Source organism: Segetibacter sp., from assembly GCF_025963695.1.
Lineage (GTDB): Bacteria > Bacteroidota > Bacteroidia > Chitinophagales > Chitinophagaceae > Segetibacter.
This window is the reverse complement of sequence record NZ_JAOQAH010000062.1, coordinates 15,776-38,047: the sequence shown is the minus strand read 5'-3', so window position 1 is coordinate 38,047 and position 22,272 is coordinate 15,776. Positions and strand designations below refer to the sequence as shown.

Below are 22,272 nucleotides of genomic sequence, written 5' to 3'. Positions count from 1 at the left end.
TAAAAGCTGAAAGTAAGACTCTTAGAAAGGCATCCGTTGTAAAGCCATTTGAAGCGCTACAGCTAAAACGCCTCCGCTTAAAAATAAGATGTATTCGCGCCTGTTAACCTTAAAAATATTGATGCACACAAAAGTTAGCAGCAGCATGGCAAGCACAACCAGAAGCTGCCCTGCTTCAATACCGGAAACATAACCTATTATTTTAAGAATAATTTGGCCGGTTCCTGAAAAACCAATGAAAAAGTTAGTAAAGGTGAAGCCATGTATGAGACCAAACACCACGGCCAGAAAATAGATAGGAGGATACTTGTGACGGTATACAAATTTCTTGACAAACAGGTTGCTGATGGCGGCAACAATGATCGAAAATGGAATTAGAAACTGCAGCCATCTTCGAGAAATGTTGAAAATATCGAAAACGCTTATGGCCATGGTAATTGCATGGCCAATGGTAAAGGCGGTAATTATTATCAATACTTTTTTCCAATCCGTAAACAGGTATCGGACACACAGTGCAACAACCAGTAATATATGATCGAGGCTTCTGTAGTCTGTAATATGATGCCAACCGGCGTTAAAGTACTTTATAAAGTCGCTCATGAATTAGAACCTTTTTTGCCTCGTTTATAAGAAGAGGACATCTATGAAATATGAATGTATGCAAGGCAATTTAAGCAATGAAGATAAATTACGGTTTGCCTGGCCAACAATAAAATAATCGCCGGGTTAAGTATTTCCGCATAAGAAAAAGCCACATCGGGGCTGTTAAAGGATGAACGTATTGCGACGCAACAATGAATAACCAGGGAGCAAAAGCTGGTATCAAAAGGGTTGTCACCGGCATTTAAATGCTTTCCCCAAAAACCGGATGGTATGTTAATTGTACCGGTAACATAAATTATTCGGTATGAGTAAAGACCAAAATGGCACATTTCATCCTGGAAAAGGCAAGCCTTCAGGCGCAAATAAAGAAGAGGGGCTAGGGTTACAAGCTACGCCTGCTGAAAAACTGGAAGAATATCTTGAGATCACAGACAGGTACACAAACGGGGAAGATCAACTGGCTGAGGATGTACCGGTCAGGCATCCCAATAGAAACACCAGCAAAGGTGAAACAACTAAAACAGGCGAGAACTATAACCAATAAATGAATAGTATGGAGGCGGATAGAGAAAAAGACCAAACGGATACACCGGATGAGCCGGCGACAGTAGCGGGTCCGAATAGCTACGAAGAAGAATTAAAGGATTATAGTAACACCGGTAAAGATGACCTGACCGACAATATGCCTGATAGTCATCCGGAGCCCAGCCCAACAACGCATAAGGAGTAAAATGTAGAGTACATCTTAAACAATTTTTTTGAGAACAGGTTGCCGAAGGTTGGCATACCAATTTTAATTCAGTATCTAAAAAGTAGATTATGGCAAAACAAACCATGGGAAAAGACGATAACGGTGTATTTCATCCGGGAAAAGGAAAACCGTCAGGAGTAAATAAAGAAGAAAGCGGTGCAGGAATACAAGCTACCCCACCAGAAAAAATGGATGATTACCTGGAGGTAACGGAAAAGTATTTTGTAAATGACGACGAACTTGATCCTTCCGTACCGGTCAGACATCCGAACCGCAATACATCAAAGGGCGAAGACAGGTATAAAAACGGGGAGAATAAGGAGGAAACTAATAAGAGCAACAACCAGACTTTTACCGAAGAAAGGGCCTCAGTTGTTGCAGAGCAGCTGCCAGGAGTTTTAACAAGAGAGCGGTTTAAGGAATTAGCAGATTACAAAGCTGATTATTGCATTTCTATTTTCCTCGGTTCACACGCCTCAGGTGTAGAAGTAAATGAACATTTTGACCCTATTAATTTTAAAAATCAATTACAGGAAGTTACCCGCCGGTTGGGGGATAAAGGGCACGACCAGGCTTATATAGAAAGGTTGCTGGAACCCGGTTTCGAATTGGTACGCGACAACGACTTCTGGACAGAATTATCGCCAGGCCTCGCCGTGTTTATTGCAGATGGATTTTTTAAATACATAAAAATGCCGGTAGTGCCTACCGAAGAGTTGGTGATAGAGCCGTCTTTTTATGTTACGCCACTAATACCAATAATGGCAAGCACCGAATATTTTTACCTGCTCGTAATTAGTAAGCAATGTGCGAAGCTGTTTAAGGCTGATGCCTGGGGTATGCAAATAGTTCCGGTTGAAGGACTGCCACAAAGTATCGAAGAGGTAAAAAGGGTATCAGGGCTTGATGCAACAACTTATAGAAGCAGCGAGTCGGGACGACGGGCACCAGCCGTAAGCATGCCAGGTTCGGTTCATGGGGGGGGCGGAGGCAACCCGGATGGAAAAGACAATATGCTTGTTTACTTTGAAGCAGTTGACGACATGCTATGGGATAAGGTATTGCACAACGAAAATGCACCACTGTTGCTTGCCGGCGTAGAGTACGTATTGCCTATTTATAGAAGCGCGTGCGATTACCGCAACATATGGCCCGAAGTGCTAACGGGTAACCGTGACCAGCAGGACACTATTTCTCTATACCAGGATGCAAAACAATTGATGCAACCTTATTTCGACCAAAGGGTCAATAAGGCGCTCGAGCTTTATATGAACAATTCTGCCAATGGTAGAACTTCATCCATTGCTGCTGATATTATACCTGCTAGTTATTACTCGCAGGTTTCTCATTTATTTGTTTGCAAAGGCGAGCACATCTGGGGAACTTTTGATGAGATGACTATGCAGCTTCATTTTCACGAGACGCCTGATGAAGATGGTGAAGACTTGCTGGATAATGCCGTTGAAAAAACCCTTGCAAATGGCGGGGAGGTATTTTTATTAGAGAAAGAAAAAATGCCGGCAGAAAGCCAACTGGCGGCAATTATGAGATTCTAAGATTTATAGATTTAAAAAAAAGGATTTTCAGGAAATAGAAATAGTCCTGATTTTGATAATAAACGCAGCATTCGTACGGGTGCTGCGTTTTTTTGTGTACTTAACTGCATGGCTACTATGTAGCTTTTGTTGCGTCGCACACGTGTACATTTATATTTTTATTCGGCTCTAACTTCTTCGGTAGTTGAAGGCATAAAAAAACCTCCCGATCTTCAGCGAGAGGTTTTTTTACAACAATTTGCTACTTACTATTGCACTAAAGAATTTCCGTCTGAGTCTAACTCCACAACTTCATAGCCTAACTTTTGTATTCCTGGTAAGATTGCTTTTTTATCTCCAACCAACACAATGTTCATTTTATCAGGATTTAGGTATTTCTTGATAATAGCGTCCATATCGTTTTTGGTAATCGTCTTTCTTATCTCACTTTGTTGCTTCACAAAATCAGCAGGAAGGTTGTACTCCAAAATACGACTGATGAAAGTTGCCTTTTGAAAACCTGTTTCATAATTCCGCGCATCGCTTTGGCCGATTGAATTTACCATAAAAGAAATCTCTTCAGGCTTTACACCTGCAGTAGCATATTCTTTCAATTCACGCATTACTTCACTTAAAGCGCTGTCTGTAGCATTTGCTCTTATGCCACTGCTAAAAGTAAATGTACCTGTGTACTTAGTTGCGTCGAAGCCGCTACGGGCGCCATACGTCCAGCCTTTATCTTCACGTAAATTCAGATTGAGACGACTATTAAATCCTCCACCTAAAGGATAGTTTGTCAGATAAGAGCGATAATATTCTCCGGTAGCATCATAAGGAGTTGCGGTTACATAACCCACCCTGAATTCTGTTTGAGCTGCATTCGGAACGTCTACCAGGTAAACCTTTGTTTTTGTCACATCAATTCCTTTGGCAGGAACGGTTGGCAGGGTAACAGGCTTGTTAGGAAGGTTATTCAGAAACGCAAGCTGCGGAAGAATTTCATTTTCTTTCGTATCACCTACGATCACTACCCGTGCATCCGACGATGAAATGAAATTGCTGTAATAGTTTTTCACATCCTCTAAAGTAATGTTCTTAACGGTCTCCATTGTTCCAAGTGCGGGATAAGACCAAACACTTGAAGGGCCGTAATTAATTTTATTATAAACCTGTGATGCGATAACGGCAGGCTGACTTTTAGCGTTCCTAATGTTTTCAGTCAACTGGTTCTTATTGCGGTTAAAGTCGTCTTCGTTAAAAAGGGGCCTCAACATCCGCTCTTCAAGCAATTTCAAGGTCTTTGCCAAATTCTTTTTCAGCGACTGCACAGAAAACACGATTGCATCTTCAGAAGTTGATATATCAATGTTACTTCCCAGCTTATCAAGCTCAATACTTAATTGTTCGCTTGTATAGTTTTTGGTGTCCTCATCCATCATGGTAGCAAAAAGGTTTGCAAGGCCTGCTTTGTTTAAATCTGCCGCTTCTGTCATACGTCCACCTTTTAAAGCAATACGTAGGGTTACCACCGGTATCTCATTGTTCTCGGCACCTATCACTTGTAGTCCATTAGGCAATGCTTTCTTCCAATAAGGTGGTACGTTCACAACCGGGTTAGGCCCACTTGGTGGAACAGCTTTGCGATTAAAATTATCTTTGGGCTTCACATATTTCAAACCTGCATAACCATAATCCGGCTTCTTATAACCTGTGGTATCAACGTTGTAATTATCCGCCGCTGCCCTCAAATTTTCCTGGCCTTTCGGAAGTACACTTAAAACAACTGCACCTTTACCTTTAATGTACTGGCGGTATACCCGCATAACATCTGCCTTGGTAACCTTGCGGTACATCTCCAGCTCCTGACCAATTTTATTAGGTGTGCCTGTAAAGGTTTGATAAGCTGCCAACTGGTTTACCTTACCATTCACACTTGCAAGGCTATTAATCAGCTGGGCTTCTAAAGAGTTTTTAAATTTCTCTATATCATCATCAGTTACACCGCGCGTCTCAAATTCTGCAATCGATTGCCTTACCAGTTTTTCCATATCAGCTAAAGACTTACCCGGAAAAGGACTAACCCTTATGCTAAATTCGCCCGTTAATTCAGTTTGCGAATTAAAAGCAGACGCCTGGCGCGCCAACTGCGTTTTCACTACATTTTTATAAAAAATAGAATTACGCCCTTGCCCTAGTATTTCTGCAAGACAATCTAAAGCAGGTCCATCAGGATGAAGATTTGGAACAGAAACAAAAGTCATCACCATTAACGGCGTTCTTGCATAATTGTCCACATAACTTGTATACCTGTCTTTTTCAAGTTTTACCGGCTGCAGTTTTGTTGGCGTTACTTTAGGTCCCGCGGGAATGGAACCAAAATACTTTTCAACCATTCTAACTACATCCTTAGTAGCTACATCACCGCCTATTGTCAGCGTTGCGTTGTTAGGTCCATACCAACGCAGAAAGAAATTCTTTAAGTCGTTTACATTACTCCGGTTCAAATCTTCAATGTAACCGATCGTCATCCACGAATACGGGTGACCGTAAGGATACAACGTTTTTGAGGTTACTTCTGCTGCAAGACCATAAGGACGATTGTCGTAATTCTGACCGCGTTCATTCTTAACTGTGGAGCGTTGCACTTCAAACTTTTTTTGTGTAACAGCATCCAGCAAAAAGCCCATACGGTCTGCTTCCAGCCAAAGCATTTTTTCAAGCTGGTTGTTAGGTACCGTTTCGTAATAGTTGGTTCGGTCGCGATTGGTGCTGCCATTTAATGTTCCGCCTGATTCAGTAATTAGTTTAAAATGCTGTTCATCACCTACGTTGTCACTTCCCTGGAACATCATGTGCTCAAAAAAATGAGCAAAGCCAGATTTACCAATCTCTTCACGGGCAGAGCCAACATGATAAGTTACATCCACATGTACAACAGGATCAGAGTGGTCTTCATGAACCACGAGGGTTAAGCCATTTGGCAAAACATACTTTTCGTAAGGAATAACAATTTCATCTCCTTTTTTAATTATTTTTTCTACCAGCTTTGCTTGTGCAAATAACATTGAAGGACAAAAGGCTACAATACTTAATAGAATTAGGGGCTTTCTCATGCACGCATTTTTATTTAAAAGATTCGGCAATCTATTAAATAAGTTTTGTTTATAACCTTATTATCGGTGTTTCCGCTAAGTATTAAGTTATTTTTTTCTTGGGCTGACAGCTAACCTCTACTCAGCTTTCCTTGCGTTTCAGCTCCCTTGTACTTGTAGTAATTCCCGGCAGCTTTTCATCGTGTTATATTGTTTTTTGAAAGCAATCTTATTATGGAATCAATCTTATTCCTGCATATTAGCCGGCTTAAAATAAATCAGAACGAATGCTTGCATTTGAACTATATGTTTTCCATTTTTATAAAAAGTAATAACTGACGCTCCAGTATACGGATTAGCCATCCCTTTCCTTATAACTTTTAGTCCTTTTTGCTTTATAACAAACAACGCTGCATTTAATACTTTTTAAAGGCATGGCTTAAGTTAATGTCTTAGCACTTTAATCTCTAAACAATCAACCTTATGCTTTCTATCGATTTTGCTATTGATCTGCATTGTCATCCAACGCTAAAACCTTTAGGCCGTTCTTCCGGCAACCAGTCTACTGACGTAAATAATAAAAGTAGCATGTGGTTTTACGACCCTCCCAGGCTGTCAGAAAAATTACTGAACCAGGTAATGAGCGTTACGAAATTCTCACAGGCAAATCTTTCGGCATGCGCATACGGAAAACTTTGGGTATTAGTAGTTTCTTTAGGCACTATCGAAAAGTGGTTCTTTAATAATAAGCTCGGTACAGGAATACTTGCAGATATTCTTGAAGATTTTGCCACCCAGGTAGGCCCTGATCGTATTAACGAAATACAGGGAATTCAAAATTACTTCAAGGATTTGTTGAAAGAATACAGTTATTTAGAACAAGCTAATGAAGTGGTTGTAGATATTGATGGTAATAATTATGCTTATAAAATTGTTCATAACTTCAACGAATTAAAAGCCGTTGCCAACCAAAACGAAATAGAGCTCGCTTCAACTAAAGATGATAAGGTCATTCACATTGCCATCATCCCTTCCATTGAAGGAATGCATGTACTTAATGCAGGAATAGATCCTGCCCGTAGTACTACTAATACAAAAGCCAACCCCGCAGAAATTAAAGCCAATGCACTTGCTTTAAAAAACCATCCTCACAAACCGTGGTTTGTTGCCTTTACGCACCACTTTTACAACGAGCTCTGCGGTCACTCAGAAAGCTTAAAAGGTCTTATTGCAAAGAACTGTGACCAAAAGCTGGGGATGGGGACAGGCTTTACTCCACTTGGTAGAGAGGTGCTAAGTATACTTCTCGATAACGCCGCAGGAAAGCGCATTTTTATAGATATAAAACACCTTAGCCCACTCGCCAGAAAGCAGTTTTTCGAAATGCGCAAGAGCCAGTACGCTGATGTTCCGGTTATAATTAGTCATGGGGTTTGTAATGGCCTGCCAACCATGGGTGCAACCCATTCTCATTATCCTGAACTGGGAAGCACTTTCAATGATAAAGAGATTAATTTTTATGACGATGAGATTATTGAGATGGTGCGTTCTAATGGTATTATGGGTTTGCAATTAGATGAAAGAAGAGTGGCCAACGATGAAACAATCAGGGGAACAAAACACTCTTTTTTCAGAAATAAGATTATGCATTACAGAAGTGAACTGGTTTGGAAACAGGTTCAGTACGTAGCTGAGTTGTTAGACGCAAACGGGTTATTTGCATGGGGCAACCTGGCAATTGGTTCTGATTACGATGGTATTGTTGATCCTCTCAACAGCTTCTGGACCGTGGAGCAATATCCTGATTTGAAATCGTTTCTTGAAAGGCACGCATTTAATTACATGCAAAATAGCAGCAGCAGACTGAAAAACAATTTCAATAAGATAAAGTCAGATGTTATTGTTCAAAACATCTTTCAAACAAACGCATGGAAGTTTTTTGAGAGGTGGTTTTGAGGATAAGTTATTTGTTCGTTGATAAAAATTGCTTTCAAAAAGTTCAATAACGGCTTGCGGTAGAAGCGAGCGTGGCAACGGTGTCTCTTTATATTGATACTGCTGGTGCCAAAAAAAAACTTGACAGTAGATTGTTAACGATTGACCGAAAAAAGAGGTGATAGTAGTGGTTGATGTTTAACAGAAATACAGGTCACGCTTCACCTCTTAAGACCTCTAACGGACTTCTCTTTAATACTCCCCTGATATTTATTAGGCCAATTGCAACGGTTAGTAAACAGATTAAAGCAAAAACTATTATAAGTGGAAGAGGGCTGACACTAAAAACAGTTTTGAAAGTATATGTAGCGAGCGCCCATGATGCAAGAAGTGATAGTATGATACCAGTTAAGGAGGCCAACGCGCCGAGGAAAAAATATTCAAGGGCAGTAATGGTAAGAATTTGACGCCTGCTTGCACCCAGGGTTCGAAGAAGTACACTTTCCTGTATGCGCTGGTACTTGCTGATGAGCACAGATGCAATTAACACGATAAGTCCGGTAACAATACTGAAGCCTGCCATGAAACGGATCACGAAACCGATCTTTCCCAGAATGTCATCAAGCGTTTTTAGCACGAGGCCGAGATCAATAATAGATACGTTAGGAAAGCTTTTTACCATCGCTTGTTGAAAACGGGCAGAAGCTTCATCAGATGTTACGCGGGTAAGCAATACGTTAAACTGGGGTGCATCTTCGAGGACACCTTTAGGAAACACAACGAGAAAGTTTGTTTGAACGCGACTCCAATCAACCTCGCGAAAACTGCCAATAATTGTTGAAACCATTGCGCCTTGCACGTTAAAAACCATCGTATCTCCAATCTTCAGTTTTTGTCGCCTTGCCCAACCTTCCTCAACAGATATGTGAGGCGTTTGTGCAGCACCTTCAACTGCCGGATGCCAGGTACCCTCGGTCAGTTTTTCCGATGCGGTTAGTACGCTTCTATAAGTAACACGGTACTCTCTTGTAAACGCACCCCGCCTTAAACCGCTGTCTTTATTATTAATTGTTTCTCCTGTTCTTCCGTTAATAGACTGAAGCCGCATGTTTACAATGGGCACTTGTTGCAGCACGGGCAAACGATATTCTTTTGCCAGCGCTGATACCTGTTCTTTTTGTGCAGTTTGGATATCGAACAAAACCATGTTTGGTTGATTGCCACTGGCAGATAATGAAATGCGGCCTAATAACATTGACTGAATAGAAAATAAGGTGCAGATGAAAAAAGTTCCCAGGCCAATAGAAACAATGAGAATAATGGTTTGGTTATTTGGCCGATATAAATTGGCTAATCCTTGTCTCCACAAATAGCTCCACGACGATGGGAAGAACTTGCGGACAGACCACATCGTTAGCTTTGCAATGGCAGCAAGAATACCAAAAGCAACTAATATTCCTGCTGTAAAGAAAAAAGTTTCTTTCCAATCGCGTAATTGTTGCCAGGTAAAGGAAAATATGAATAACAGGATTAATCCATAAACCAGCCACCTGGCCCTGTCGCTGTTTGTAGTGTCGTCGCTAAATGATAACCGAAGTGTATTGAGCGGTGAAATCTTTCGCAACGAAACCAGCGGCAGTAACGCAAACAGAATTGATATAAAGATGCCTAAAACAATACCCTGGCCAATTGCCGGCCACGATATAGAAGTTGTTATTTCAACGGGAATAACATCTTTTAAAACAATAGGAAGAAATTGTTGAATAACAGTTCCCAGAATAGCACCAATGACAGAACCAATTAAAGCTATTCCGACGATTTGTATCAGGTAAATTAAAAACGCTTGTATTGCCTTTACCCCAAGGCACCTCAGTATGGCAATAGACCCCACTTTTTCTTTCATATAAATATGAATAGCGCTCGCAACTCCTATACAACCGAGTAATAAGGCAATGAAACCGACTAATGATAAAAATTTAGTCAGATCGCTGAAAGCTCTGCCTGTATTCTCCTTTTGATTTTCAACGGTGTTATAATTGAAACCCTCTTTATCAAGTCTCGGTTCCAGTTTTTTTACAAGCTGTTCTATATTAACGGGTGTGTCATACTTATAATAATATTTGTAGTTGATCCGGCTACCTTTTTGTGAAAGTCCGGTTTGGTGCAGAAAATTAAGCGGTATGTAAACGACTGGGGCAACGGATGCTGAGATACCTGTTTGTCCCGGTGCTTTTAGTAAGGCGCCTGCTATTACAAAGGAGATGTCGCCAATTTTTACACTGTCACCTACTTTGGCGTTGTACTGCAACAGGAGCGTTTTATCTACTAATGCCGATTTCGAATTTCGAAAAGATGTACCTGCCGCTATAGGGTCTGTTTCTAATGATCCATAATAGGGGAAGCCGCCTTGTAGCGCTTTTATTTGCACCAGCCTTGTTCCCTGGGTTTTAGGAAAAAAGATCATGGAGGCAAAAGAGCGCTCCTCTGATTTTCGGTCACCCAGCGAATCGAGCAAGTTTTTCATCTGTGGCTCTACGGCCCTGTTTGTGGAAATTTCCAGGTCGGCCCCAATCAATCCTGCTGCCTGTGCATCAATGTCTTTTCTTAGATTATCTCCTAAAGAATAAATTGCTACCAGTGCTGCAATACCTAAAATGATAGAAGAAACAAACAATAACAACCGCGAGAAGTTACGACGGCTATCTCTCCATGCCATAAGAAAAAGCCAAGACACCCCTGCCCTAAAAGGAGCTTTACTGTCATCAATTTTGTAGTCACTCATTTTATTAACTTGTTCCGGTCTTTTCATTTAATCAACAATTATGCTCTTCTCCCTTTAGGGTAGGGGCATCACTCACTATTCTTCCGCCTTTAATCCTTATAATTCTCTGTGTTTTAGAAGCAAGATCATTGTCGTGCGTGACCAAGACGAGGGTAGTGCCCGCTTCCTTATTCAAGCCAAAAATAAGCTCGATGACTTTCTCACTTGTTTCAGCGTCGAGGCTTCCTGTCGGTTCATCTGCAAACAATATCCGTGGCTTATTTGAAAAGGCACGGGCGAGAGACACTCTTTGTTGTTCACCCCCGCTCAACTGCGCAGGATAGTGATGACCGCGATCTGCAAGACCTACTTTTTCAAGCAAGTCCATAGCTATCGGTTTTATTTTTTTCTCACCTCTTAGTTCCATTGGCACCATTACATTTTCAAGGGCTGTTAATGTTGGCATTAACTGGAAGTTCTGAAAAATAAATCCGACGTATTGATTACGGACCTGCGCCCGCTGGTCTTCATTTAAGTCATCCAGCCTCACATTATGCAACTCTATAATGCCCGTACTTGACCTGTCAAGGCCCGCACACAGTCCAAGTAAAGTTGTTTTGCCGCTCCCTGAGGGACCGACAATAGACATAGTAGTACCGCTTTCCACCGAAAAGTTAATGTTGTCTAACACAGTCAACGTGCGGCCTGTGCTTTGATATGTTTTGCTTACGCTTTGTATGTTTAGGATCGTCACTGTCTAATTTAAGTTTAGTTGTCTCATAATAAATGTACTTGTTTATTTAATGAGCAACAGTTAAGGTCGGTTGAAAGTTGACAGAATTGAAAAGATGATGAGAGTGAATTTGATTCGCAGAGATATAAAAAGGATTAATATTTATGGCAAATTTTTTTGAAACCAGTGTAAATAGGGGACGTGCAACGGATGGAGACAAGGCAGGAATAAACGATCATATTACTTCTACAGATTTGTTGGTAAAAACGATTCTATTTTTTGGTGATAGTCTTACCGCCGGTTACGGCTTACCTTCTGCCCAATCATTTCCTGCTATCGTACAGCGAAAAATAGATGCATCAGGACTTAAGTATAAATGTGTCAATGCGGGGATTAGTGGAGATACATCGGCAGGAGGTTTTTATCGAATTGATAGGTTTTTAGATAATAAAACAGATGTTTTTGTATTGGAGCTTGGAGTGAACGATGGATTACGCGGCATTCCGGTAGCAGAAACGTGGCGAAATCTTCAAGCAATTATTGATAGGGTTAAAGCGAGATATCCAAAAGCTATTATGATTTTAGCGGGAATGCAAGTGCCGCCTTATTATGGTCAGCAGCATGCGAAGGATTTTCGCCGGATGTTTCCCGATTTAGCTTTAAAAAACAACATGGTCCTTATACCCTTCTTGTTGGAGGGAGTGGCTGGAATAAGGAACTTGAATCTTCCGGATGGAGCACACCCATCTGCAAGTGGGCAAAAAATAGTGGCGGAGAATGTTTGGGCCATACTAAAAGAAGTTTTAAAATAATTCGGTGTTGAATGAATGGAATTTTAGTTTTGATAAGAAGTAACAACAAGAAGATATGTTCTATTCTCTGAATAAAGGATTTGTATTTGGTGCGCTTTTTCTGTTTCTGATAGGTGTACTTAGTTGTAGCGAAGGTGCAAAAAATGAAACGTCGGGATCGGGCGAGTTGGCGAAAGAAAAAACTGATGCGGTAAACCAGCCAGTAAGAACCATACTTTTTTTTGGTAATAGTCTTACCGCCGGGTACGGCTTAGACCCTACAGAATCTTTCCCTTCTGTTATACAGCAAAAAATAGACTCTGCGAAACTGCCTTTTAAATCAGTTAATGCCGGGGTAAGCGGCGAAACTTCTGCAGGGGGTAATGGACGAATAGATTGGATTTTAAAGCAACCTGTAGATGTTTTTGTTTTGGAGTTAGGAGCGAATGACGGGCTTCGTGGAATACCTGTAGCTGAAACAAAGAGAAACTTGCAGGCAATCATAGATAAAGTGAGAAAGAAATATCCCAATGCTCAATTAGTACTGGCAGGTATGCAAATGCCGCCAAGCATGGGGCAGGAGTATGGTTTACAGTTCAGGAGCATATTTCCGGAGTTGGCAAAGAAAAATGACATGGCACTTGTGCCTTTCTTACTGGAACGGGTGGGAGGGGTCAGAGAACTGAACCAGCCCGATGGAATACATCCCTCTTCTACAGGGGCAAAAATACTTGCTGAAAATGTTTGGATTGTGCTGGAGCCTGTTTTACGGAAAATGATTAATATTTAATCAGAAAGCTACATTGGTGGATGACCTAAATTTTGCGAACCGGCGTAGCTTTCTGATTATTAACCAAAGAAAAAGGGCACAAAATCCTACCGCTGCTACGGTATAGGCACTCTGGTAACACTAAATGGCAACACTGGTGGCGTAGTCCCTGCTCTGCGATTAAGCTGACCGTTAACTACTAAAAAATAATTACCGGCTTTTGCTATCGTAGTGTTGAATAAGAGGTTGGTACCAAAGCCATTTCCGACAGTTCCTTGAGTATAATCCGTATTTAGGGTAACGGGAAATATGAGATTAGTGGCATTTCTTGAGACATAAAGGGTGTTTCCTTCCAGGTACAAACCGTCACCTGACGTAACTGGAGTGTTAAGCGTTATCTCACTTATAGCTTTCGTTGTTTTTTCAATCCTATACAATTTTCCTGAGCTCGAAACTACAATAATTAGATATTTATTATCGGGTGTGGCAACTATACCGTTCGCGTTTGTTCCGGTTGCTGTATAGGCAATTTGAGCATCCGTAAAGGTTAGCCATTCTTCCATATTGCCGGGCGTACTTTCTGTAACGCTCGTTCTGTAAATTTTCCTAACTCTTGAGTCAGTAAAATAAATATGCGTATTATCATAAATACAATCATTTATAAAACCAGACCCAAAAAGTGCCTGGGTATTCCAGCTTTTGATTAATGTTCCATTTAAGTTTAAAATCTGTATTTTATTATCGGCACCACCACAAACCCACAGCCGCTGCATTTGGTCAATTTTTAGTCCTGTTGCAGCTTTCCGATCCTGAGAAGCTCCTGTTGCAAAAATTCTCGCTGCACCAGTTTCGACATTTACTTCAAGAAGATCGCCACTCGTAACACTACCGGTATAAAAGTTACCGGTTTGTTCGTGATACGCAATCCCTTCGGGGAATAATGTGTCAATTGGTAGCGCATACGTTTCTTTGGCTACATTTATTTGTTGCTGGTCTTTTGAGCAAGACGCCAGCAGGCTCATTATTAAAATAGCTGAAAGCATTTTGTTCATCATAGAAAGCGTTTATACCTCGTAACATAAAAAAAGTGCCAGCGCATATAGTTTGTAACATGTTTTGCTGTTTCAGTGTTGCCTATAAAATTTTTTATAGGAATTTACAATTGGCATCAGATTGTCTTTACCAGGTAATCTGACTGAACTAATGTAAACTTTCGCTTGTTAAAACCTCGATATGAGAAAATTAATAGTATATACAATCATCTGTGTTTCGTGTTGTTCAGCAGGCTGTATAAATGCCCAGGTAAATAGTAAGAAACCTGCGGCTGATGCCCTGTACACTTATCGTACAGCCAGCTCAGGTGGAACCGGAAAGTTTTATATGGGGAGAGAAATCGCATATGTGATGGGTGCTTCAAATGCTTCGTGGCTTGATAGAAATAGCCGGCCCACGGAAGAAAATACCCGGCGTGCTATAGATAAAATTGAATTGCCGGCAACAGCGGTAGTTGCAGATATTGGCGCGGGGACAGGATATTATACTTTTAAACTTGCTCCGAAAGTTCCGAAGGGAAAAGTATACGCTGTAGAAATTCAGGACGAAATGATAAGAATAGTAAAGGAACGGGCGAATAAGATGAATGTGGCAAATGTAGAGGTGATTAAAGGCGGCTTTACTTCACCAAACCTTCCTGAGAATTCAGTTGATCTTGCCATTATGGTTGATGTTTATCACGAATTTGAATACCCGGTTGAAATGCTTCAGGCAATTAGAAAGTCGCTGAAGAAAGACGGAAAAATTTTGTTGATAGAATATAAAGGCGAAGACGCGGCTGTTGCTATACGACCCCTGCACAAAACAACAGTTGCACAACTAAGTAAGGAGTTGGGGGCTAACGGATTTAAATTAGATTATAACGGACAATTTATGCCGATTCAACATTTTTTGCTTTTTAAAAAAACCGAATAGAAATATTAGAAAGCCAACAAGTGCGTGAGTTAGGATAAGCCAGCATGGTTGCTATGAAAAACTGGATTTGAACCGAGCGTGGCAAGAAATGATCCCCAGAGTTTCATCTGCTGACGACCAAAAAATCATTACACAGATTAAAACTATGTTGCTTTTAACTAAACGTAGTACAAACGTTTTTCATCTCAATTCCCGTTTTATTTTTCCAAACGTTACCTTTGCGCGGCAAAAGGATTAAGGTGTAAGGTATAGGGTGGAAGGAGCCCTGTTTTGTCCTTATACCCTAAGCCTTTAACCTTTTACCTTAAAAAATGAAATACGAAAAAGAAATAAACCGCCGTAAAACATTTGCGATTATTAGTCACCCCGATGCCGGTAAAACTACATTAACTGAAAAGTTTTTGTTGTTTGGTGGGGCAATACAAACTGCAGGTGCGGTTAAGAGTAATAAAATAAAGAAGCATGCAACAAGTGACTTCATGGAGATTGAGCGTCAGAGGGGTATTTCTGTTGCTACATCGGTGATGAGCTTTGAGTATAAAGATATGCTGATAAATTTGTTGGATACACCTGGTCACAAGGATTTCGCAGAGGATACGTACCGTACGCTGACCGCAGTTGACAGTGTTGTATTAGTGGTAGATAGTGTGAACGGAGTAGAGGAACAAACCCGTCGGCTGATGGAAGTTTGCCGCATGCGCGATACCCCGGTGATCGTTTTTATTAACAAGATGGACCGCGACGGTAAGAACCGTTTTGACCTGCTTGAGGAGATTGAAAATGAATTGAAGATTTCGCTTCACCCGATGACGTGGCCAATTAACCAGGGTAAGGATTTTAAGGGCGTATATAATTTGCATGATAAAAACCTTGTGTTATTTGCTGCAAGCACAAAAGGTGGAGATGAACACACCGTTGAGATTAAAGACCTTAGCGACAAGATACTTGAAGAGAAAATAGGGGAGCGCGATGCCGAAACTTTGCGTGAAGATGTTGAATTGATAGACGGAGTATATGGCAAATTGAAGGCTGAGGATTATTTGTCTGGTAAAATAGCTCCTGTTTTCTTTGGTAGTGCGGTTAATAATTTTGGGGTGAAAGAATTGCTGGATACCTTCATCAGCATTGCACCTACTCCGCGCGACAGGCAAACAAATGCACGTGCAGTTAGCGTTGCGGAACCAAAATTTAGCGGGTTTATTTTTAAGATACATGCTAACCTCGATCCGAAGCACCGCGATAGAATTGCATTTCTGCGTGTATGTAGCGGCAAGTTCGAACGCAACAAATATTTCCATCATGTTCGTATTGACAAAGACGTTCGTTTCAGTGCCCCATATAGTTTTTTAGCAAGAGATAAAGAAGTTGTTGAGGAGGCTTTTCCCGGCGATGTAGTGGGACTTTTTGATACAGGAAACTTTAAAATTGGAGATACCCTGACCGAAGGTGAAAATTTTTACTTTACAGGCATTCCAACTTTCTCTCCTGAAATTTTTAAAGAGGTGGTGAACAAAGACCCCATGAAGACGAAGCAACTTGAAAAAGGCTTGATGCAGTTAACTGATGAAGGCGTTGCGCAGTTGTTCACCCAGTTTGGCGGTACCAAAAAGATCATTGGTTGCGTTGGTGAACTGCAGTTTGAGGTGATACAGTATCGGCTGTTGCACGAGTATGGCGCTTCTGTTCAATTTAATCACCTTCCTTTCTATAAGGCTTGCTGGCTTACTTCAAAAGATGCTAAAAAGTTAGACGATTTTGCCCGTTTTAAATTGGCCAATACTGGTGAAGACAAAGACGGCAACATGGTGTACCTGGCTAACAGTGAATGGTTCTTAAATACCGAAATGCAGAATAACCCCGACATAGAGTTTCATTTTACAAATGAAATACACAAGTAGCGCTGGTGGCTACAAACTGCCTGATTAAGGAATTTGTGTTTGATTTATTTTAATAGAGCATTTGGAGTACATACGGGGTGCTTTAACCAAAAACGAATATATTGAAAGTAAAATACTGGCAATTTAATCTTCCTTTCAAATATCCTTTTACCATATCAAAAGGTACAAAAACACACCAGCCAACGTTTGTAGTAGAGCTATCTCTCGGACCCTTTACAGGGTATGGGGAGGCTCCTGCAATTACTTACTACAACATCCCTGTGGAGAAAATGATTGCTGACCTGGAAAGCAAGAAAGCATTCGTTGAAAAGTTTGCGCTTACTGATCCTGAAAGATATTGGCACTATCTCCATCATCTATTTCCAAATAATGCTTTTTTAGTTTGCGCGCTCGATATGGCTGCCTGGGATCTTTGGGCCAAAATGAAGCGGCAACCATTGTATCAAATGTGGAACACCTCTCCTGATACCTCACCTCTTACTGACTACACTATAGGAATTGATACTATTGAAAAAATGGTGGCAAAAATGCGGGAGAAGCCCTGGCCCATTTACAAAATTAAACTAGGAACTGCCGAAGACATTGCAATAATGGAGGCGCTTCGAGAACATACAGCATCCACATTTAGAGTTGATGCTAACGCAGGATGGACCACAGAGGAAGCACTCGAAAAAATACCGCTGTTGGAAAAGTTGGGTGTTGAATTGGTAGAGCAGCCGCTGGCTAAAGACAATTGGGAGGGAATGAAAATTCTGTACGAAAAATCTTCCTTACCACTATTTGCTGATGAAAGCTGCGTGTTTGAACGAGACGTTGAAGAGTGCTTTGAGCATTTTCATGGAATAAATATTAAGCTGACCAAGTGCAGTGGCATTACGCCTGCACGAAGAATGATTGCAAGAGCAAGGCAATTAAATTTGAAAGTGATGATAGGCTCTATGAATGAGTCTACGATTGGTTCTGCCGCTATAGCCCACCTTATGCCCCAGGTTGATTTCGCTGATGCTGATGGTCCTTTATTGCTCGTTGAAGATTTGGCGACAGGCCTCTCCTTCAACAATGGCAAGGTGAGTCTTTCTCCTTCTCCCGGGCTGGGCATTGCTACTTCTTTTTAGCCTTATTTTAAACTTGACGACGTGTTAAGCTACTTTCCTTTTTTGGGATTGAGTTAACTGATTTTGGAAGTCTAGGACAGTAAGCGTTCGTTAACTCGTTGATTTACAGCTGGTATGCATTTGGCATCAATCTAGTAAAGTGGAACTGCACCTAAACTAATTACTATGAATAAAACTTTTACCCTGGAGAGCCAGCTAATAGAAAATTGTATTAAAGGGGAGAGAAAAAGCCAGAAAGATCTCTATGATTTGTACTCATCCAAAATGTATTCAATCTGTTTAAGGTATTCCAAAAACCAGATGGACGCAGAGGATATTTTGCAGGAAGGTTTTGTTAAGCTCTTTAATAATTTAAGTAGATTTAGGGGCGAAGGATCCTTCGATGGTTGGGTAAGAAGGATATTCGTAAATACAGCAATTGAACACATTAGGCGAAAAAGTTTGAATACTGCAGTTGGTGAAGGGCTGGAAAATACGATAGCGGACAGACACCATAACGCACTTGACAGGTTGTATGAAAAAGACATCATTAATAGTGCGCTTACATTGAGTGACGGTTATCGCACAGTGTTTAATTTATATGCTATCGATGGTTATTCGCACAAAGAAATTGCATCAAAGCTGGGTATTACCGAAAGCACCAGTAAGTCTCAGTTTTCAAGGGCTAAGGCGCTGTTAAGAAACATCATTCAACATAAGTCAAATAAAAAAAATAGTGCCGTTGGTATATAAATTTACATTTCAAACTAAGCTAAAAAGTCCTTGAAAAGGGACTTTTTTCATTTTACTTGTTTTCCAAATAATACAGCTTGCATTGGTTTTTGCCACCGTGTTCCACTTATCTATCTCCCGTCTATATCGGAAAGGAAATAATAATATCTTCATTGATATTATCACAATATTTATTTGCCGCAAATGGATAGGAAAATAAAGAGACAATTGAAAGTAGGGTTTGCTTTTGCAATTTTATTAGTGCTGTTGGTAGGTTCAATTTCATTAATTACTTTTCAAAAGCAGTACCAGGAAGGCGAGCTGGTTAAACATAGTTACAGGGTCATAAATCAACTTCAAACCATGCAAACTGTTCTCGTTGATATGGAAACGGGCAGGCGGGGATTTAGGAGCACAAACCAAAGGAGTTTTCTTGAGCCATATAATGCCGGTTTAAAGCAGGTGCAACCTGCTTTAGGCAACTTGCATATTTTAATAAAAGACGATCCTCAACAAATACAAAGAGCAGAGATTCTTCGTGACGCCGTTACCGACTTGTTGAACTACTGGGCTTCGTTAGGAGAGGATGCAAGCAAGTATACCAGGGAGAGGATTACGGAAATAACGTCGCTTGAAAAAGTTAAGATGGACGATATTAAACGGCAGCTTTCAGAGATGGAGAAAGTTGAAAGCCGGCTACTAGTCGACCGCGAGATGGATAATAACAAATCGGTTAGAAATGCAAAACTGGGATTGATAGTCGGAATACTGCTAATACTTATTATCGTTATTCTCCTAATACAACAGATATTAAAAGAGCTGAATAGCAGAAGAAAAGTAGAAGAAAAGTTGCGGACTAATAATAAAGAACTTTCTGCAGTCAACCAGGAGAACGCCGATAGAAATTGGTTGTTGAACGGTTTAGCGAAGGTAAACAACATTTTGCAGGGACATTTAGATGCTACGGCGTTATCGCAACTGGTATTGGATACGGTTGTTAAATATTTAGATATAAAAGCAGGGGCTTTTTATGTGTACGATAAAGATGTCCAAAAACTCATGCTTACAGCTTCCTATGCTTTACCTAATACTGTTAAAAAAGAGTATGATTTGCATGAGGGCCTGGTAGGACAGGCTGCAGCACAAAAAGAACCCCTTATTATATCTGATGTTCCTGCTAAGTACGCCACTATAGACAGTGCCACTATAAGGCTGGAGCCTGTTCATGCCATTTATGCTTTGCTGCTTCACAACGACGAATTAAAAGGAATTATAGAAGTACTTTCTTTTCAACCAATAGCAAAAGAGTCGTTACAATTACTGACACTCGTTAGTAACAATATTGCTGTTGCCCTGCATGCAGTTGAAGAACGGAAAAAAATACAGGGTTTACTGGAACAGGTTCAACGTCAAAAAGAAGTTTTAGAACACCAGCAGGAAGAACTAAGGCAAACGAATGAGGAGTTGACAGTACAGGCCGAAGTGCTGCAAACATCAGAAGAAGAGCTAAGGGTTCAGGAAGAAGAGTTAAGACAGATAAATGCAGAACTAAAAGAAAAGAATACAGCTATAGAAAAAGCCGGGCTTTCTTTATCAAGAAAAGCAAGAGAGTTGGAGGAGTCTAGCAAATATAAATCTGAGTTTCTCGCAAATATGTCACATGAACTGCGAACTCCCCTTAACAGCGTGCTGATTCTTGCAAAATTGCTTTCTGAAAACAAAGATCAAAACCTGACGGAGAAGCAGGTGGCTCACGCCAAAATTATCCGCAAGTCGGGGGCAGATTTACTGGAGCTAATAAATGACATTTTAGATTTATCAAAAATAGAAGCTGGAAAGGTTGATTTACATATAGAGAATGTTTCAGTAGAAACTATTGCAACAGATTTAGAGCAACTGTTTGCAGTTGTCGCCGAAGAAAAGGGTATTAAATATGAGATTGAGATACTTGATGGAGTTCCTGAAAACATAAAAACAGACAAGCAAAAAGTTCAGCAGGTTTTACGAAACCTGCTGTCGAATGCCTTCAAATTTACCTCGGAAAACGGGCAGGTTAAACTACAGTTTAAAAAGGTAATTGAAGATAACAAAGAGTATTTGTGTATGTCTGTTGCAGATAGTGGCATCGGTATACCCGAAACAAAGCAGCAAGTGATCTTCGAAGCTTTTCAGCAAGCCGATGGTTCTACAAACAGAAAATACGGCGGCACGGGTCTAGGGCTATCTATAACAAAAGAATTAATGCGAATTCTAAAAGGGAAGCTTTTTATTGAGAGCCAGGAGCACAAGGGAAGCAACTTTACCATACTTATTCCTTTCGATACTGAAGGTGCTGGTGATACTTTCAAAAAAAACAATCCTCAAATCAGCCCGCCTAAAACTGAAATTCAGGTAATTGAACAAACGGCAATACATGACGACAGAAAAAAAATAGTAAAAGAGGATAGGGTAATGCTGATAATTGAGGATGACAAAGACTTTGCAATTATCATTCGTGAATTTGCAAAATCCAACGGCTTTAAAGCAATTATAGCTTTATCAGGAGATGAAGGATTTTATTGCGCAAAAAAATATCTTCCTTCTGCTGTTATATTAGATATGAAACTCCCCGGTATTGATGGCGCTACTTTATTGAAGATGTTGAAAGAAGACGAGCAATTGAAAAACATCCCGGTGCACGTGATTTCTGCCTCAGAGGAAACAGATTTACTTAGCGGAGCACTTGCATTTCTGAAAAAGCCCGTAAAAAAAGAGGACCTGAATAACGCCTTTACCCTAATAAGCGAGTATTTAAACGCTTCTGTGAAACGTGTGTTGATTTTTTCAAGTGACAATCTTAGCAATGAAGTAGGAACGACACTCACCAACGAAAAAAATTATGGAATAGTTTGCGACTCCGCCAGCTCGCTAAAGGAGGGTTTAGAAAAGCTTGACAAAGTGAAATACGACTGTATTATTGCTGATATTGGAATAAATATTGAAGAAGGGATTTCAAAATTATCAGCACTTAATCAGCACTTGTTACCAGAACACATTCCAACTATTATTTACATCGATAGCGACATTACCACTGCGGACGAACTGGAAATGAAAAGAATAGCGGACGTTATAGTTAGAAAGTCTTCTTCAAGCAATAAAAGATTGTTAGACGAATTGGAATTGTTTTTATACAAAGTGCAGGAGAAGAAAACGCTACCTTTTAGCAAGCTAAATAAATCAGTTGATTTTGAAGCAACGCTACAAGGCAAAAAGGTTTTATTGGTAGACGACGATATGCGTAATGTTTTTGCGCTTAGTGCTGCCCTCGAACGTCAGCAAATGGAAATAATTACCGCAAACGATGGCAAGGAAGCACTGCAGGTGTTGAAAGAAAATACAGATGTAGACATCGTTTTAATGGACATTATGATGCCTGAAATGGATGGCTTCGAAGCAATGCGAATTATTCGACATAAGATGAAGCTGATGCGCCTGCCACTTATTGCGTTAACAGCCAAAGCTATGTCTGGAGACCGGGAAAAGTGTTTGGCGGCAGGCGCTTCTGATTACATTTCGAAGCCTGTAGATATTCATAAACTAATCTCATTAATGAGAGTGTGGCTTTCTTAAC

At 40.5% G+C, this 22,272-nt stretch carries 16 protein-coding genes; 11 read left to right on the top strand and 5 right to left on the bottom strand.

What is annotated here, in order from left to right; genetic code table 11:
- Positions 1 to 21: 21 nt before the first annotated feature.
- A complete protein-coding gene (locus JWR87_RS10420; RefSeq protein ID WP_297819346.1) occupies positions 22 to 600 on the bottom strand; it encodes a HupE/UreJ family protein in 579 nt (192 codons plus the stop codon).
- 307 nt (positions 601 to 907) lie between these two features.
- Between JWR87_RS10420 and JWR87_RS10415 the strand changes: the two genes are divergently transcribed.
- The 3 genes from JWR87_RS10415 (at position 908) to JWR87_RS10405 (ending at position 2,910) form a co-directional block, all read left to right on the top strand.
- Complete coding sequence (locus tag JWR87_RS10415; protein WP_297819343.1) at positions 908 to 1,147, top strand: hypothetical protein; 240 nt, start codon at positions 908 to 910, stop codon at positions 1,145 to 1,147.
- A 9-nt stretch (positions 1,148 to 1,156) separates the two neighbouring features.
- Complete coding sequence (locus JWR87_RS10410; RefSeq protein WP_297819340.1) at positions 1,157 to 1,333, top strand: hypothetical protein; 177 nt, start codon at positions 1,157 to 1,159, stop codon at positions 1,331 to 1,333.
- Between the two features lie 89 nt (positions 1,334 to 1,422).
- Positions 1,423 to 2,910, top strand: coding sequence for a hypothetical protein (locus JWR87_RS10405; protein WP_297819337.1), 1,488 nt, complete (start codon positions 1,423 to 1,425; stop codon positions 2,908 to 2,910).
- A 248-nt stretch (positions 2,911 to 3,158) separates the two neighbouring features.
- Here the strand turns inward: JWR87_RS10405 and JWR87_RS10400 are convergent, their stop codons facing one another.
- Entirely contained in the window at positions 3,159 to 6,002 is a 2,844-nt protein-coding gene (locus tag JWR87_RS10400) for a pitrilysin family protein (RefSeq protein WP_297819334.1), read from the bottom strand.
- A gap of 462 nt (positions 6,003 to 6,464) precedes the next feature.
- On the opposite strand from JWR87_RS10400, the gene JWR87_RS10395 reads away from it, so the two are divergent.
- Complete coding sequence (locus JWR87_RS10395; RefSeq protein WP_297819330.1) at positions 6,465 to 7,937, top strand: membrane dipeptidase; 1,473 nt, start codon at positions 6,465 to 6,467, stop codon at positions 7,935 to 7,937.
- Positions 7,938 to 8,130: 193 nt separating this feature from the next.
- On the opposite strand, the gene JWR87_RS10390 is transcribed toward JWR87_RS10395, so the two are convergent.
- Together JWR87_RS10390 and JWR87_RS10385 are read right to left on the bottom strand one after the other, a co-directional pair.
- On the bottom strand, positions 8,131 to 10,698 hold the full coding sequence (locus JWR87_RS10390) for an FtsX-like permease family protein (RefSeq protein ID WP_297819327.1): 2,568 nt from the start codon (positions 10,696 to 10,698) through the stop codon (positions 8,131 to 8,133).
- 31 nt (positions 10,699 to 10,729) lie between these two features.
- Positions 10,730 to 11,431, bottom strand: coding sequence for an ABC transporter ATP-binding protein (locus tag JWR87_RS10385; RefSeq protein ID WP_297819324.1), 702 nt, complete (start codon positions 11,429 to 11,431; stop codon positions 10,730 to 10,732).
- A gap of 143 nt (positions 11,432 to 11,574) precedes the next feature.
- On the opposite strand from JWR87_RS10385, the gene JWR87_RS10380 reads away from it, so the two are divergent.
- Together JWR87_RS10380 and JWR87_RS10375 are read left to right on the top strand one after the other, a co-directional pair.
- The gene (locus JWR87_RS10380; protein WP_297819321.1) at positions 11,575 to 12,222 is read left to right on the top strand and encodes an arylesterase; all 648 of its coding nucleotides are present in this window, start codon (positions 11,575 to 11,577) and stop codon (positions 12,220 to 12,222) included.
- Positions 12,223 to 12,277: 55 nt separating this feature from the next.
- A complete protein-coding gene (locus JWR87_RS10375) occupies positions 12,278 to 12,991 on the top strand; it encodes an arylesterase (protein ID WP_297819318.1) in 714 nt (237 codons plus the stop codon).
- Positions 12,992 to 13,086: 95 nt separating this feature from the next.
- Here JWR87_RS10375 and JWR87_RS10370 read toward each other — a convergent pair whose 3' ends face one another.
- Positions 13,087 to 14,025 (bottom strand): hypothetical protein, encoded by a 939-nt coding sequence (locus JWR87_RS10370; protein ID WP_297819316.1) that lies wholly within the window; start codon positions 14,023 to 14,025, stop codon positions 13,087 to 13,089.
- 178 nt (positions 14,026 to 14,203) lie between these two features.
- Between JWR87_RS10370 and JWR87_RS10365 the strand changes: the two genes are divergently transcribed.
- From JWR87_RS10365 to JWR87_RS10345, 5 genes are all read left to right on the top strand, one after another.
- A complete protein-coding gene (locus JWR87_RS10365) occupies positions 14,204 to 14,938 on the top strand; it encodes a class I SAM-dependent methyltransferase (protein ID WP_297819313.1) in 735 nt (244 codons plus the stop codon).
- 311 nt (positions 14,939 to 15,249) lie between these two features.
- Positions 15,250 to 16,836: a peptide chain release factor 3 gene (locus JWR87_RS10360; RefSeq protein WP_297819309.1), complete on the top strand. Its 1,587-nt coding sequence runs from the start codon at positions 15,250 to 15,252 to the stop codon at positions 16,834 to 16,836.
- 101 nt (positions 16,837 to 16,937) lie between these two features.
- Positions 16,938 to 17,951, top strand: coding sequence for a dipeptide epimerase (locus tag JWR87_RS10355; RefSeq protein WP_297819306.1), 1,014 nt, complete (start codon positions 16,938 to 16,940; stop codon positions 17,949 to 17,951).
- Positions 17,952 to 18,116: 165 nt separating this feature from the next.
- Positions 18,117 to 18,683: a sigma-70 family RNA polymerase sigma factor gene (locus tag JWR87_RS10350; RefSeq protein ID WP_297819303.1), complete on the top strand. Its 567-nt coding sequence runs from the start codon at positions 18,117 to 18,119 to the stop codon at positions 18,681 to 18,683.
- 183 nt (positions 18,684 to 18,866) lie between these two features.
- Positions 18,867 to 22,271 (top strand): response regulator, encoded by a 3,405-nt coding sequence (locus tag JWR87_RS10345; RefSeq protein ID WP_297819300.1) that lies wholly within the window; start codon positions 18,867 to 18,869, stop codon positions 22,269 to 22,271.
- Position 22,272 lies beyond the last annotated feature (1 nt).

Coding starts and splice junctions, on each gene's coding strand:
- JWR87_RS10380 (WP_297819321.1), top strand. CDS start 11,575: ATGGCAAATTTTTTTGAAACCAGTGTAAATAGGGGACGTGCAACGGAT.
- JWR87_RS10375 (WP_297819318.1), top strand. CDS start 12,278: ATGTTCTATTCTCTGAATAAAGGATTTGTATTTGGTGCGCTTTTTCTG.
- JWR87_RS10415 (WP_297819343.1), top strand. CDS start 908: ATGAGTAAAGACCAAAATGGCACATTTCATCCTGGAAAAGGCAAGCCT.
- JWR87_RS10360 (WP_297819309.1), top strand. CDS start 15,250: ATGAAATACGAAAAAGAAATAAACCGCCGTAAAACATTTGCGATTATT.
- JWR87_RS10410 (WP_297819340.1), top strand. CDS start 1,157: ATGGAGGCGGATAGAGAAAAAGACCAAACGGATACACCGGATGAGCCG.
- JWR87_RS10350 (WP_297819303.1), top strand. CDS start 18,117: ATGAATAAAACTTTTACCCTGGAGAGCCAGCTAATAGAAAATTGTATT.
- JWR87_RS10390 (WP_297819327.1), bottom strand. CDS start 10,698: ATGAGTGACTACAAAATTGATGACAGTAAAGCTCCTTTTAGGGCAGGG.
- JWR87_RS10420 (WP_297819346.1), bottom strand. CDS start 600: ATGAGCGACTTTATAAAGTACTTTAACGCCGGTTGGCATCATATTACA.
- JWR87_RS10370 (WP_297819316.1), bottom strand. CDS start 14,025: ATGATGAACAAAATGCTTTCAGCTATTTTAATAATGAGCCTGCTGGCG.
- JWR87_RS10400 (WP_297819334.1), bottom strand. CDS start 6,002: ATGAGAAAGCCCCTAATTCTATTAAGTATTGTAGCCTTTTGTCCTTCA.
- JWR87_RS10405 (WP_297819337.1), top strand. CDS start 1,423: ATGGCAAAACAAACCATGGGAAAAGACGATAACGGTGTATTTCATCCG.
- JWR87_RS10365 (WP_297819313.1), top strand. CDS start 14,204: ATGAGAAAATTAATAGTATATACAATCATCTGTGTTTCGTGTTGTTCA.
- JWR87_RS10345 (WP_297819300.1), top strand. CDS start 18,867: ATGGATAGGAAAATAAAGAGACAATTGAAAGTAGGGTTTGCTTTTGCA.
- JWR87_RS10395 (WP_297819330.1), top strand. CDS start 6,465: ATGCTTTCTATCGATTTTGCTATTGATCTGCATTGTCATCCAACGCTA.